Source organism: Companilactobacillus insicii (assembly GCF_003946015.1).
Lineage (GTDB): Bacteria > Bacillota > Bacilli > Lactobacillales > Lactobacillaceae > Companilactobacillus > Companilactobacillus insicii.
In genome coordinates this window covers 1-13,578 of record NZ_RHNU01000052.1, presented here as the reverse complement: position 1 = coordinate 13,578, position 13,578 = coordinate 1, and the positions used below count along the sequence as shown (strand labels likewise).

The following is a 13,578-nucleotide window of genomic DNA, read 5'->3' as shown; positions in this document are numbered from 1 at the left end:
CACGCAAGGTCTTAGGCTGGAAGTCACCGGCAGAAGTTTTCTTAGGTCAATCGTTGCATTTGATTTGACAATTCGTCATTAAAAAAAGCACCTCGAATTATCGAAGCGCCCTTAATTTAATCCTTGGGTCTGTTTTGCTTACCCTTATTCAACTCACGAATATTTTGGTGTAACTTATGTGAGTCATCATCATCAACTGATGTAGAAGATGTGTCTGAGCTAGGTGAGTTGTTTCCTGAACTTGCACCAAGAATCTTGTTTAATGATTCTTCAGTAACAACAACAGTTACAGGATTATGTTTCAAACGCTCATCAGCTTCACGTTTGATTTTAGGCATAATAATATAATTTGTAATTAGCTGTTGAATAACAATTATGATACCACCAACCAAGAAGTACAATGCTAATGCTGCAGATGAAATCATTGAGATGAAGAATGTCATCATAGGACTCATTAGTAGCATTGTTTGCATTTGTTTCCTTTGTTCTTGAGGAACAATTTGTAATGACATATAACCTTGAACAACGTAGAACAATGTAGCGATAATTGTAATTACCATACTTGATTTACCAAGTGGAATTGATAGGAATGTGGCAGCACCAATTTCTTTTGAATATTGTACGGCTTGATAAATACCAATTAGGACTGGCATTTGAAGAAGTAATGGCAAACAACCTAATCCGCCAGTTAAACTTAAGTCGTTCTTTTTATAAACTTCCATCATTAAGCTGCTGATTTTTTGTTGTGTTGCAGGATCTTTAGCTTCTTTTTGCTTTTCTTGAATTAATTTTAATTGTGGTTGAACAGCGCGCATTTTTTCTTGCTGTGCTGTTGACTTGTATTGTTGATTCAAGGAAAGTGGCAATAGAACTAGACGAACGACGAATGAGATAATAATGATTCCCCAAGCGTATGCATTTTTACCACCGATAGCTTTGGCAGTAGAAAGAATCAAGTTTTGGAAGGGAGTACCGATCCATTTATAAATCACACCATATGGTCCGCCTGTTGGAGCGTGTAGATTAGCACCAGTTCGCTGCGCACAACCAGTGATAGCCAACGACAGAACTACCACAAGTGATAATACTGAAATATATTTGACAAATTTTTTATTCACTTATAAACCACCCTTTTAGTCATATAAAAGTAATATACGTTAAGTTAATTGACGTTTCAACCAATGACGTTGAATTTTTTGTAAGATTTTACGTCATCTGAAAAAGTATAGTCCATTTTGTCAACTCTGCCAAAGGGTGAGGGTGAAGCCTTAACTTTACTTAAAAATATATATAAAATTCTTTCGTCAGCTTCCGCCTCAATTGAAACTGATCCATCTATTTCATTTTTTACTGTTCCGACTACACCCATTTGATCTGCAAGTTGGAATACTGAGTATCTAAAGCCAACACCTTGGACTAAGCCGGAAACATTAATGGAAAGATGCTTCATACGTATCACCTCAATCATTGAATATGTTAACATTATATAATAGAAAACAAGAGGGATGAATCCAATGAAATATATCGAATCAAAAAAGAACGATGAAATTAAGCAACTTACTAAACTTTCAGCAACTAAATACATAAAAAAAACCGGTACTTATCTAATCGAGGGATTTCATTTAGTACGCGAAGCGGATGCTAATGATCAAAGAATTGTTAAACTATTAGTAACCGAAAAAAATGAAAATGATCGTCTTGTAAAGAAATATCATGATATTGCAACTGGTATTTCTGAAGATGTGGCACAATCTTTATCTGAAACAAAAACACCACAAGGTATTTTTGCGGTTGTTAAAGTACAAGATAATGATGATTTGACTGAAATGAAAGGCCAATGGGTAATTTTAGACGATGTTCAAGATCCAGGAAATGTTGGTACAATTGTTCGTACTGCTGATGCGGCAGGGTATGCTGGTGTAATTACCAGTTTAAATTCGGCAGATTTCTATCAGCCAAAGGTTCAAAGGTCAATGCAAGGAAGTCAATTTCATTTGCCAATTTATCGAATGGATTTACAAAAGGCAATTACAATTGCTAAGAATTCTGGATTGAAAATTTATGGTTCAGAGGTTAACGACAAAGCAATGCCATACAATAAACTAGACAAAGTTAATGATTTTGCATTAGTTATGGGAAATGAAGCTCATGGCCTTGGTACAGATGTTTTGTCTGTAACAGACCAAAATATTTATATTCCTATTTTGGGAAAAGCAGAATCACTTAATGTTGCAGTTGCTGCAGGTGTACTTATGTATGGTTTGAAATCTATTTAAAACTTGCTAAACTTTAAAACTTTTGTATAATCGATATATGTAATATGTGTAAAAACGTTGATGAAAAATAGTATTTACGGAGTTTATTTCAGAAAGGACCGGTTGCTGAAAAGGTCTAATAAACAAAGTAATGAATTCACTTTCTGAGTTTTGAAGGTTGGTTTACTATATAAAACCCTTGAGTGCATGCCATTAGGTATGAACTAGGGTGGTACCGCGAGTCCTCGTCCCTTTTTTGGAACGAGGACTTTTTTGTATTTATGTTTATTTTAGGAGGAACGAACGAATGTCATTAAACGATAAATTAAAAGACTTACGTGCTAGTGGTATTGATGACGCAAAGCGTGCTGAAAGAATTCAAGAATTAAATGATTTGAGAGTGAACTTATTAGGTAAAAAAGGTCCAATTACTAAGGCACTCCGTGGTATGAAAGATGTTCCAGTGGAAGAGCGTCCAGAAATCGGGACATTAGCTAATAATGTTAAAAAAGATATTCAAGCTGCCATCGAAGAAAAGATGGAAGAATTAAATCGTAAAATAGTTGCTAAAAAACTGGAAGAAGAAACAATTGATGTGACTCTTCCCGCACAACCAAATAAATATGGAACTAGACATATTTTGAATCAAACTATTGAAGATATTGAGGAATTCTTTATCGGATTGGGTTATCGTGTTGATGCTGGACATGAAGTTGAAGAAGATCATTATAATTTTGAACGTTTAAATATACCTCAGAATCACCCAGCACGTGATATGCAAGATACATTTTATTTGACTGATGAATTATTAATGCGTACTCAAACATCTGCTCAAGAAGGTCGTGACATGGAGTCACATGACTTTTCAAAAGGTCCTTTGAAGGTTATATCGCCAGGTGTTGTTTATCGTCGTGATGATGATGACGCAACTCATTCACATCAATTCCACCAAATTGAAGGTCTAGTGGTTGATAAGAATGTTTCAATGGCCGATTTGAAGGGTACGCTTGAAGCTTTGTGCCGTCATGTCTTTGGTGCAGATCGTGAAATTCGTTTCCGCCCAAGTTATTTCCCATTCACTGAGCCTAGTGTTGAAGTTGATGTTTCATGCTTCAATTGTGGTGGTGAAGGTTGTCGCATATGTAAATATACTGGCTGGATCGAAGTTTTAGGTGCTGGATTAAGTCACCCTAATGTTCTTGAAATGTCAGGAATTGATTCTACTGTTTATAGTGGTATTGCATTTGGTCTTGGACCTGAAAGATTTGCGATGCTTAAGTACGGTGTTAATGATATTCGTGATTTCTATTTGAACGATGTAAGATTCCTAGAACAATTCAAAGGAGTAAATTAAGATAATGAAAATTTCCGTTAATTGGTTAAAAGAATATATTCCGGTAACTCATACTGTTGAGGAAATGGCGAATAAAGTGTCATTAACTGGTATTGAATCTAGTCCAGTACATAATGGAGAGGGGTTAGATAAATTAGTTGTAGGTCATATTACGAGCATCAAATCACATCCCGATTCAGATCATTTGAACATTACAACCGTTGATGTTGGTGAAGATGAGGATATTCAAATTGTTTGTGGTGCTCCTAATGTAGCAAATGATCAGTATGTCATCGTTGCTTTACATGGTGCACATTTACCAGAAGGTAAGCGAATTAAGCGTGGAAAGATTCGTGGTCAAGAGTCAAACGGCATGATTTGTGGATTAGATGAAATTGGAGTTCCAGTGAAGTATGTTCCAGCAGCTTATCAAAATGGAATTTATGTTTTCCCCGAAAATATTACCCCCGGAACTGATGCACTCGAAGCTCTAGGATTAAACGATGATATGGTTGATTTAGATATTACACCTAATCGTGCTGACACATTAGGGATGCATGGTGCTGCGTGGGAAATTGGTGCTACTTATGATGAAAAGCCTAAATTTACCAAACCATCGATTGATGAATCAAAAGTTGTTGATTCAAATGATTTATCCGTTAATATTGAGAACAAAGAATTAGTTCCTGACTTTTTAGTTAGAACTTTGAAAAATATAACTGTTGGGGAAAGTCCACTATGGATGCAACGTCGTTTGTGGAATCAAAATATTCAACCAGTTAATAATGTAATTGATGCTGCTAATTATGTAATGATCGAATATGGTCAACCTATTCAAGCTTATGATCTTGATAAATTGCAAGACAAGCACATCACAGTACGTAATGCTAGGTCTGGTGAGAAGTTCTCAACTGAGTTAAATAATGAAGATGATGAAGAAAATACAAATACCATTTTGAATCAAAATGACTTGGTAGTTGCTGCCGGAGATCAAATTCTTGGACTAGCGGGAGTTGCTGGCGGAATTGATGCTCGTGTTACTAATGAAACTAAGAATATTGTTCTTGAAAGTGCTGTATATGAAGGATCAGTTGTTCGTAAAGCCGCTCAGAGACATGATCTTCGTGGAGATGCATCAAATAGATTTGAAAAGGGTGTTGATAATGGCGCTGTTTCAGAGGCGTTAGTTCGTGCAACACAGTTAGTTGATGAGAATGCTCACGCAAGTGAAATTTCTGATGAGTTAGTTGGAATTGAAACTGAAGCAAAGCCAACAGTGATTAAAGGAAAAATTTCTCATATCAATCATCTAATGGGTCTTGAACTTTCGTCAGAAGAAATCATGAATATTTTTGATAGACTTGGTTTTAATGCAGAATTAGATAATGATGACGTTACTGTAACTATTCCTACACGACGTTGGGATATGAGTATTGAAGCTGATTTAGTTGAAGAAGTAATTCGTATTTATGGATATGAGAATTTGAAGGGAACTTTACCAACTGGTATGGAAACATCCGGTGGTTATTCTCCAAAACGCGAATTTAGTAATAAATTGCGTAATGTATTATTGGGTCAAGGTATGAATGAAGTAATCAACTTCTCATTGATGAATAAAAAAGAGGCAGAAGACTTTAATATTATTGGAGCAAATTACACTAAGCTATTGCATCCAATGACAGAAGATCATGAATATTTAAGAACTAGTTTAATACCGGGACTAGTTAATAATATTTCATATAATCAAGCTAGAAATAATAATGATATTAGTATTTTTGAACAAGCAAGAATTTTTGATCGTACTGAAGGGCTTGATCGTCCTGATGAAATTGAATATATTGCTGGTGCAATTAGTGGTAATATTGCGTTGGATTCATGGAATACTGAATCTAAAAAAGTTGATTTTTACGATGTTAAAGGCATTGTAGAAGAATTATTATCATTTACAAATATAGATGCAAATTTTGAATATCATGCAACTAATAAAATTTCTAACTTGCATCCCGGTCAGACTGCTGAAATAATAGCAGATGGACAATCCATTGGTTTTGTTGGTAAACTACATCCAGACTACCAAAACGAACATAATGTTGATGAAGCATTTGTATTTGAATTGAACGTTGATACACTATTCGGCATGGCTAAAAAGAATGTACAAGCTAAGACAGCGCCTAAGTATCCAAGTATTAGTCGTGATTTGGCAATATTAGTTAATAAAGACATCGAAAGTGGTTCAATTGTTAAAGATATCTTTAACAATGGCGGTAAGTATCTAATTGATGTTAATATTTTTGATGTGTACCAAGGTGTGAACATCAAGCCAAATCATAAATCACTAGGGTATCATTTAGTGTTCCAAAATCCTGAGGATACTTTAACGGATGATACTGTTGAAAAGGCTTTTGATGGTGTAAAAGCTAGTTTAGTTCAAAAATTTAATGTAGAAATTAGATAATTGCGTTCAAACTAATGGTATAATTCTAATTAAATTAACTCGGGAGGCTGTGTCTTGAGCCAAAAGGATGAAAAAAAAGAAGCATTAAAACAAGAGTCGGAAGAAAAAATTAAGACTCGTGCTAAGGAACGTTCGGTTGCTAATCGTATTGCATACTGGGTCGTAGGAGTTATTGCAGTATTAGCAGTGGTCGTTGCTATTATTGGTTTTAACTATGTTAATAGTTCAATGCAGCCATATAATGCAAATAACAAATCAGACGTAGTAGTAAGAGTTCCTATAGGCTCTTCAAGTAAAGAAATTGCCAAACAATTAGAGCAAGATAAGGTTATTAAGAGTGCAGCAGTTTTTAATTTCTATATCAAAGCTCAGAATTATACTGATTTTCAAGCAGGATATTATAAGTTTAAACAGTCGATGTCATTGAGTGAAGTCGTAAAACAACTTCAAAAGGGTGGAAGCGCCGAGCCAACTGGAACAGCATCTAACACAGTTCTAGTTCGTGAAGGTGTTACTATTGATCAGATCGGTGATCAAATTCAAAAGAGCACTAGTTTTAAGAAGAAAGATTTCTTAAAGTTAATGAAGAATGAAAGTTACCTTAAATCACTTCAAAAGAAGTATCCTGAATTGTTAGACTCGACTATGGCTAAGACGAACGTTAGATATCATCTTGAAGGATATTTGTTCCCAGCTACTTATGGTGTATATAAGGGATTGACACTTAAGGAACTTGTAAATCAAATGGTACAAAAAGAAAATCAAGAGATGGAACCTTATTATGCAACTATTAAAGAAAAGGGACTAACTGTTCAAGAAGTTTTGACATTAGCTTCATTGGCTGAACGTGAAGGTGTTACAAACAAAGATCGTAAGAAGATTGCAGGAGTGTTCTTTAATCGTATAGATATAAATATGCCTATTCAATCTGATATTTCTGTAATGTATGCATTGAATAAACATAAGACTAAGTTGTATCATAAAGATCTTAGTGTTAAGTCACCATATAACTTGTATAAGCATGCTGGTTATGGTCCTGGACCATTTAACCAACCTAGTTTACAATCTATAGAGGCGGTCCTTAATCCGTCCGATAGAGATGAAAATTACTTATTCTTTGTTGCTGACTTGAAGACTGGAAAAGTTTATTATTCACATACTCTTGCCGAGCACGAAGCAAAGAATGCTGAATTAGGACAATAGTTAAAATTTGTATATAATAGCAAATGTCATCTAATCTTGCGGTTAGATGACATTTTGAGATTAAAATAATAAAGATTATAAAAAAGCGAGGATTTAAAAATGGCAGAAAAAAGTTACCCAATGACAGCAGAAGGAAAGAAAAAACTTGAAGAAGAATTGGAAGATTTAAAGAAGGTTAAACGTCCAGAAGTTATTAACCGTATTAAGATTGCTAGAAGCTTTGGTGACTTATCAGAAAATTCAGAATATTCATCAGCTAAGGACGAGCAAAGTGTTGTTGAATCACGTATTTCACAAGTTATTGAAATGCTTCAATACGCTAATGTGATCGATACTGATGATATTGCTCACGATGAAGTTTCAGTTGGTAAAAAAGTTACTGTACAAGAAGATGGTGAAGAACCAGATGAATATACAATTGTTGGTTCTGCTGAATCAGATCCAGATTCAGGTAAGATATCAAATGACTCACCTATTGCTAAGGCATTGATGGGGAAACATGTTGGTGACGTTGTTACAGTTGAAACTCCCGTTGGTAGTTATGATATAACTATCAAAGCCGTAGAAGTTGCATAGTGCAATCGTTTTCTGCTATGTTTAGTTCATACGTTAAATGAGGTGGACAAAAGATGAAAATTGAATTGACAGAAAAAGCACAAAAATGGTTCAAAGATGAATTGGACTTAGTACCCGGTGATGGTGTACATTTCTATGGTAAGGTATACGGCAAAACAATGGTTCATGAAGGCTTTTCTATCGCTATGCGTAAGGAAAAGCCTGTAAATCCTGAATCAAGTACAGTTATTGATGGAATTACTTATTATATTACCGATGCTGATACCTGGTTTTTTGCACGTTATGATCTAGAGGTTGAATATGACCCTGATCTAGACGGACCTAAGTATATTTTTAAATCTAATGAATAATGCTTTATAGTATTTTGAAGGGAAACCTATGAGAAAAGTACTGGATATAATAAAGAAAAGAACAGGTAGTCAAGCTAAGTCTACTATCCCATTTCGACTTAACCTGCTTTTTTTTATTGTCTTTGCGTTGTTCGCTCTACTTGTTGCTCAGTTAGCATATTTGCAAATCGTTTATGGTGGTAAATTTGAAGCTGAAGTAGATCGTACAGATAAGACAGTAATGACAGGAAGTGTACCACGTGGGATGATTTATGACTCGAAAGGACGCTTGCTAGTAGGTAACTCGACAGAAAGTGCAATTACTTATACGAAGAGCTCGGGTGTTAAGTCTAGTGATATTTATACAATTGTTAATCGCTTGACTAAATACGTTTCAATTGAAAAGGAAACATTGTCAGATCGAGACAAAGCTGATTATATTTTGGCCGCTCCTGGAAAAGAAGCTAAAGTGGCTAAACAAATGCCTAAATCATGGCGCAGAGATTCCAATGGTGATGCTTTAACGAACGCTCAAATTTATAATAATGAAGTTAGATATTTAAAAAGAATCGGTATGCATTTAAATGAAGCTGATCAATCTAAAGCTACATTGTTTAAGAAAATGAGTTCAGCTTATTCACTTTCGACAGTTTTCCTAAAGGATAAAGATTTAACCTCTAAAGAAATTGCGCAAGTAAGTGAACATTTAACTGAATTACCTGGTATTAATGTTGGAACTAACTGGAATCGTGAGTATCCGCAAGGTAAATCGATTGCTAGTATTATTGGTGGCGTATCAACGGAACAACAGGGTATTCCTGACGATGAATTGAATACAATGCTAGCATATGGTTATTCACGAAATGATCGTGTTGGTACAAGTTACCTCGAAAAGAGTTATGAAACAATTCTTTCCGGAACTAAGAGCGAACGTGAAGTTCAAATAGGCTCAGGTAACCAAATAAAGAAGAGCAAGTTAGTATATAGTGGTCAAAAAGGTGGAAATCTTAATTTGACTATTGATTCTAAGTTCCAAAAGAAAGTTCAAAGTGCCTTGAAAACACAATATTCCGCAGCTCAGGCAGCGGGTGTTACTCAGTATTCTGATGGTGCATACGTAGTTGTCGAAAATCCTAAGACTGGTGCTATTTTAGCGATGTCCGGTATTCGAAATGACCCACAAACTGGAAAGACTTCTGAAGATGCCTTAGGTGTTATAAATAGAACCTTCGTTATGGGTTCTGCTGTCAAGGGTGCCACCGTTTTAGGAGCTTTGATGGATGGTGTTATTACACCAACTAATAATACTTTACCTGATAATCCTATTTATCTTCCAGGTAGTGCTGTTAAGAAGTCAGTTTACCCGATAGGTACTTATAGTAGCTTGAGTGCTGAAAAAGCTCTAGAAGTATCTTCTAATGAGTATATGATGGCTTTAGCGATGAAAGAGGCAAAAGCTAAATATGTACCAAAAGTATCTATGACTATGGATCCTAATATTTTTTCAATCATGAGAGGTTATTTTAATCAATTTGGATTAGGTGTAAAAACTGGTATTGATGTAGCTGGTGAAACCACTGGTATTGAAGGTACGACTAGAAATAGTCAAGGTCAATTGAAGACTGGTTCTGCACTGGATTTAGCCTACGGAAACTATGATGCCTACACATTGATTGAAATGGCGCAATATATTTCGACCATTGCCAATGGCGGGTACAGGTTAAAGCCGTATTTAGTACAGTCTATTCAAAAAACTAAGAATGACGGTACTAGAGGGGCAATAGAATCTGTTACTACACCAACTATATTGAATAAGGTTGGATTTACTCAGGCTGATTTGAATGTTGTTAGAAGAGGTATGTACAACGCTGTCCACGGTTCAGAGTATTGGACGACGGCGACAAGATTGAAGGACTTAACACCATCAGTAGCTGCTAAGACTGGTACTGCGCAATCCTTCTATTACAATCCTAATGAACCCAATAATCCTGATCCACCTGAAACAATCACACTTAGTTTGGTATCGTTTGGTCCTTATGATGATCCTAATATTTCTATGGCAATCGTATTCCCTAATTTAACAAGCGAAAATGGGAATTACCCACAATTAGTTGCAAAACAAATCTATACGGATTACTATAAAATGACTGGTCAGAGCAAAAATTAAATTAACACTTTAAAAATGTTGATAATAATGGTATATTTGACTAGTTGAATTTTAGTTAAGCATTATATGAAAGGATGTTCCAAACATGAGAGTAAATATAACAATGGAATGTACATCATGCCATGAACGTACATACCTAACAAACAAAAGCAAGCGTAACAACCCTGATCGTCTAGAACTTAAAAAATATTGCCCACGTGAGCGTGTTGTTACATTGCATCGCGAAACAAAATAAACAACAGGTAAAAATCCTGTTGTTTTTTTTTACTAGGGAGGTAACTTTTGGATAAAGTCAGCTTCAGAAAAAAACAAATTGATATTATGGATAAATTCATGAAATCTGATCAGGCACAAAAAGAAATTAATGAAGTCTATTCAAAATTATTTGAAGATAGTAATTTCAAGGCCGCTAAGAGTATTGGAATTACTTTAAGTATGGGTAGTGAGATTCCTACTTTTCCAATTATTAAAGAATGTTGGGATTTAGGCAAGGAAGTTTATATACCAAAAACTTTCAAAGATTATTCGATGACTTTTGTTAGATACACTAAAGATACTGAATTAAAAACTAGTTCATTTGGAGTTAAAGAGCCGTTAGACTATCAAACTGATGTGTTGAATCCACCAGAATTAATTATTGCACCAGGATTAGCATTTTCGGAAGATAAAAAAGCTCGATTAGGTTTTGGTGCCGGATATTATGATAGATATTTGTCACTATATCCAACTAAAACTGTTGCACTAGCACTTTCACGTCAATATTACATAAAAACACAATGGCCTGTATATGTGCTAGATAAGCCAATTGATCGAATTATTTCAGTGGCTAAGGACGAATAATGAATTATAGACAAGAAAAACCATATGCAACTTGGATTCTGCTAATCTTTACTCTGGGTATATTTGCAGCTGAAACTATTTCAGGCGGTTCACAAAATATTAATACCCTGTTAGTTTTTGGTGCTAAAACTACTAACTTAATTCAAGAAGGACAGTGGTGGCGCTTAATTACACCAATGTTCGTTCATATAGGTGTTTTACATATTTTGATGAACGGATTTTCAATTTATTACGTTGGTCAAATATTAGAACCAATGGTAGGACATGTAAGATTCTTATTCATTTATTTCATAAGTGGAATAATGGGAAATCTAGCTAGTTTTGCTTTTGGATCGGTCAATGCCATATCTGCTGGTGCTAGTACATCACTTTTTGGATTATTTGCCGCCTTTTTAGCGTTGGCAATTATTTACAAAGAAAATAGATTCCTAGGTGAATTGGGCAAAAGTTTTCTAGGGCTTATTGTAATCAATTTAGCTTTGGATTTAACCATGTCAGGTATTGATATTTGGGGACACATTGGTGGTGCAATAGGTGGCTTCTTGACTGGACTAGCTTTGGGATTACCTGGAATCAAACGGCCAAAACCAATCTTTAGAATACTTGCTCTAGTAATCATTGCTGTTATTTCTTATTATATGTATATAAAGGGTATGATGGTCTAATGGATGAAATGAGTTTTAGAACGCTATATGACGTACAACAATTATTAAAAAAATTTGGTACATTTGTTCATTTAGGTAAGAGAATGTGGGATATTGAACTTATGTCTATTGAAGTTAAGAAGTTGTACGAAAATGGCATGATTGAAAAAAAAGCTTTTATTAATGCTCAAATGGTCTTAAAGACTGAGCACAGAAAAGAAGAAAAAAAAGAAAAGGAAAGATCAAAGTGACAGATAAGAAATTAATCGGTGTTGACCTTGGTGGTACAACAATTAAATTTGCAATTTTAACTGCTGAAGGAGATATCCAACAAAAGTGGAGTATTGAAACTAATATCCTTTCTGACGGTCAGCTAATTATTCCTGATATTATTGATTCTATTAATCATCATCTTAAGATGTATGATATGAAAGCTGATCAATTTAGTGGTATTGGTTTAGGTTCACCTGGTACTATCAACTTCAAAGAAGGTACTATTAGTGGAGCATTTAACTTGAACTGGACAGAATCAGTTTATCCAGTACGAGATATTCAAGCTGGTACAGGTATTCCTGTAACAATTGAAAATGATGCAAACGTTGCTGCACTTGGTGAAAGATGGAAGGGTGCTGGTAACAACGCTGATGATGTTGTTTTTGTAACTCTTGGTACTGGTGTTGGTGGTGGTATTATCGCCAATGGTAATTTATTGCACGGTGCTAATGGTGCTGCTGGTGAAATTGGACATGTTACAGTTGATCCTCATGGTTTCATGTGTACTTGTGGTAAAAGAGGTTGTCTTGAAACTATTGCTTCTGCAACTGGTATTGTACATGTTGCTAGAGATCGTGCATCTGAGTATGCCGGTGATTCTGAATTGAAGGCCATGCTTGATGATGGTCAAGATATTTCAGCTAAGGATGTATTTGACTTAGCTAAAACTGGTGATGATTTAGCTATGATCGTTGCTGATTATGTTTGTGATTCATTAGGATTTGCTTTGGCAAATATTGCTAATTCATTGAATCCTAAGTATGTAGTTATCGGTGGCGGGGTTTCAGCTGCTGGTGATTTCTTGCTAAACAAAGTTGAAAAAGCAATGCGTGCAAATGAGTTTGCAACTATTAAAGATTCAACTGAAGTTAGATTAGCAAGTCTTGGTAACGGTGCTGGTGTTATCGGCGCTGCATCATTGATCAAAGTTGATTAAAAGTTAGTTAGGGGTTTTATTAATGCAAGTTATTAACGTGATTTTGTACGTCATTGTGATTGGATTCTTGATCTATTGGGTCGGAACATGGGCTTATTATTTATATAAAGGCAAACAAATGGGCGGCGCTATTAGTAATGAAGAATTTGAATCAACAATGAGAAAAGCTCAAATCGTCGATTTAAGAGAAAAAAATAGTTTTGATGCCAAACACATTTTGGGTGCTCGTAATTTGCCATATTCTCAATTGAAGTACAATGAGGGAGAATTGCGACCTGATCTACCTGTATATCTGTATGATGACCGTAAATCAGTTAGTGTACGTGCTGCTTCTAAGCTAAAAAAATGGGGCTTCGAAGACGTCAAATGGTTAGACGGACGTTTTTCTGATTGGGAAGGAAAAACAAAGAAAACTACTAAACTTTAAAATTTTATGATTTAGAGTAATAAAAAAGGAGGCTGTGACAAAATGTCAAGTCTCCCTTTTTTGGCTCTATGTCAAATAGTATTGGTGAGACATCTTAGAGCAATTTCCACACTAGAAATGGTGTGGATTTTTTTATGCC

At 35.1% G+C, this 13,578-nt stretch carries 15 protein-coding genes and 1 other annotated feature; of the genes, 13 read left to right on the top strand and 2 right to left on the bottom strand.

What is annotated here, in order from left to right; all coding sequences use genetic code 11:
• Positions 1–116: 116 nt before the first annotated feature.
• On the bottom strand, positions 117–1,118 hold the full coding sequence (gene yidC, locus EKM79_RS11675; RefSeq protein WP_125569011.1) for a membrane protein insertase YidC: 1,002 nt from the start codon (positions 1,116–1,118) through the stop codon (positions 117–119).
• A gap of 56 nt (positions 1,119–1,174) precedes the next feature.
• Positions 1,175–1,450 carry an acylphosphatase gene (locus EKM79_RS11670; protein WP_125569015.1) on the bottom strand — a complete coding sequence of 92 codons (276 nt, stop codon included), beginning with the start codon at positions 1,448–1,450 and terminating at the stop codon, positions 1,175–1,177.
• A 64-nt stretch (positions 1,451–1,514) separates the two neighbouring features.
• On the opposite strand from EKM79_RS11670, the gene EKM79_RS11665 reads away from it, so the two are divergent.
• The 13 genes from EKM79_RS11665 to EKM79_RS11605 all read left to right on the top strand — a co-directional run bounded on the left by EKM79_RS11665 (position 1,515) and on the right by EKM79_RS11605 (position 13,439).
• On the top strand, positions 1,515–2,276 hold the full coding sequence (locus EKM79_RS11665) for a TrmH family RNA methyltransferase (RefSeq protein WP_125569009.1): 762 nt from the start codon (positions 1,515–1,517) through the stop codon (positions 2,274–2,276).
• Between the two features lie 48 nt (positions 2,277–2,324).
• Positions 2,325–2,511: a binding site (T-box leader), on the top strand.
• A gap of 51 nt (positions 2,512–2,562) precedes the next feature.
• On the top strand, positions 2,563–3,609 hold the full coding sequence (gene pheS, locus EKM79_RS11660; RefSeq protein WP_125569007.1) for a phenylalanine--tRNA ligase subunit alpha: 1,047 nt from the start codon (positions 2,563–2,565) through the stop codon (positions 3,607–3,609).
• Positions 3,610–3,613: 4 nt separating this feature from the next.
• Complete coding sequence (gene pheT / locus EKM79_RS11655) at positions 3,614–6,043, top strand: phenylalanine--tRNA ligase subunit beta (RefSeq protein ID WP_125569005.1); 2,430 nt, start codon at positions 3,614–3,616, stop codon at positions 6,041–6,043.
• Positions 6,044–6,097: 54 nt separating this feature from the next.
• Positions 6,098–7,246 carry an endolytic transglycosylase MltG gene (gene mltG, locus EKM79_RS11650; protein WP_125569003.1) on the top strand — a complete coding sequence of 383 codons (1,149 nt, stop codon included), beginning with the start codon at positions 6,098–6,100 and terminating at the stop codon, positions 7,244–7,246.
• 99 nt (positions 7,247–7,345) lie between these two features.
• Positions 7,346–7,822 carry a transcription elongation factor GreA gene (greA, locus tag EKM79_RS11645; protein ID WP_125569001.1) on the top strand — a complete coding sequence of 159 codons (477 nt, stop codon included), beginning with the start codon at positions 7,346–7,348 and terminating at the stop codon, positions 7,820–7,822.
• Between the two features lie 53 nt (positions 7,823–7,875).
• On the top strand, positions 7,876–8,172 hold the full coding sequence (locus tag EKM79_RS11640; RefSeq protein ID WP_125568999.1) for a HesB/YadR/YfhF family protein: 297 nt from the start codon (positions 7,876–7,878) through the stop codon (positions 8,170–8,172).
• Positions 8,173–8,200: 28 nt separating this feature from the next.
• Positions 8,201–10,318 carry a peptidoglycan D,D-transpeptidase FtsI family protein gene (locus EKM79_RS11635; RefSeq protein WP_125568997.1) on the top strand — a complete coding sequence of 706 codons (2,118 nt, stop codon included), beginning with the start codon at positions 8,201–8,203 and terminating at the stop codon, positions 10,316–10,318.
• Positions 10,319–10,403: 85 nt separating this feature from the next.
• Entirely contained in the window at positions 10,404–10,553 is a 150-nt protein-coding gene (gene rpmG / locus EKM79_RS11630) for a 50S ribosomal protein L33 (RefSeq protein WP_081776111.1), read from the top strand.
• 47 nt (positions 10,554–10,600) lie between these two features.
• Entirely contained in the window at positions 10,601–11,158 is a 558-nt protein-coding gene (locus EKM79_RS11625) for a 5-formyltetrahydrofolate cyclo-ligase (RefSeq protein ID WP_125568995.1), read from the top strand.
• On the top strand, positions 11,158–11,823 hold the full coding sequence (locus tag EKM79_RS11620) for a rhomboid family intramembrane serine protease (protein ID WP_125568993.1): 666 nt from the start codon (positions 11,158–11,160) through the stop codon (positions 11,821–11,823). The genes EKM79_RS11625 and EKM79_RS11620 overlap by 1 nt, the downstream gene beginning before the upstream one ends.
• Positions 11,823–12,053: a YqgQ family protein gene (locus EKM79_RS11615; protein WP_246005694.1), complete on the top strand. Its 231-nt coding sequence runs from the start codon at positions 11,823–11,825 to the stop codon at positions 12,051–12,053. Before EKM79_RS11620 ends, EKM79_RS11615 begins: the two co-directional genes overlap by 1 nt.
• A complete protein-coding gene (locus EKM79_RS11610; RefSeq protein WP_125568991.1) occupies positions 12,050–13,012 on the top strand; it encodes an ROK family glucokinase in 963 nt (320 codons plus the stop codon). The genes EKM79_RS11615 and EKM79_RS11610 overlap by 4 nt, the downstream gene beginning before the upstream one ends.
• Before the next feature lie 22 nt (positions 13,013–13,034).
• On the top strand, positions 13,035–13,439 hold the full coding sequence (locus EKM79_RS11605; RefSeq protein ID WP_125568989.1) for a rhodanese-like domain-containing protein: 405 nt from the start codon (positions 13,035–13,037) through the stop codon (positions 13,437–13,439).
• Positions 13,440–13,578: the final 139 nt, after the last annotated feature.

What these genes read in the sequence shown, in the direction of transcription:
- EKM79_RS11670 (WP_125569015.1), bottom strand. Translation starts at nt 1,450, where the DNA reads ATGAAGCATCTTTCCATTAATGTTTCCGGCTTAGTCCAAGGTGTTGGC.
- EKM79_RS11665 (WP_125569009.1), top strand. Translation starts at nt 1,515, where the DNA reads ATGAAATATATCGAATCAAAAAAGAACGATGAAATTAAGCAACTTACT.
- pheS (WP_125569007.1), top strand. Translation starts at nt 2,563, where the DNA reads ATGTCATTAAACGATAAATTAAAAGACTTACGTGCTAGTGGTATTGAT.
- pheT (WP_125569005.1), top strand. Translation starts at nt 3,614, where the DNA reads ATGAAAATTTCCGTTAATTGGTTAAAAGAATATATTCCGGTAACTCAT.
- greA (WP_125569001.1), top strand. Translation starts at nt 7,346, where the DNA reads ATGGCAGAAAAAAGTTACCCAATGACAGCAGAAGGAAAGAAAAAACTT.
- EKM79_RS11640 (WP_125568999.1), top strand. Translation starts at nt 7,876, where the DNA reads ATGAAAATTGAATTGACAGAAAAAGCACAAAAATGGTTCAAAGATGAA.
- EKM79_RS11635 (WP_125568997.1), top strand. Translation starts at nt 8,201, where the DNA reads ATGAGAAAAGTACTGGATATAATAAAGAAAAGAACAGGTAGTCAAGCT.
- rpmG (WP_081776111.1), top strand. Translation starts at nt 10,404, where the DNA reads ATGAGAGTAAATATAACAATGGAATGTACATCATGCCATGAACGTACA.
- EKM79_RS11620 (WP_125568993.1), top strand. Translation starts at nt 11,158, where the DNA reads ATGAATTATAGACAAGAAAAACCATATGCAACTTGGATTCTGCTAATC.
- EKM79_RS11615 (WP_246005694.1), top strand. Translation starts at nt 11,823, where the DNA reads ATGGATGAAATGAGTTTTAGAACGCTATATGACGTACAACAATTATTA.
- EKM79_RS11605 (WP_125568989.1), top strand. Translation starts at nt 13,035, where the DNA reads ATGCAAGTTATTAACGTGATTTTGTACGTCATTGTGATTGGATTCTTG.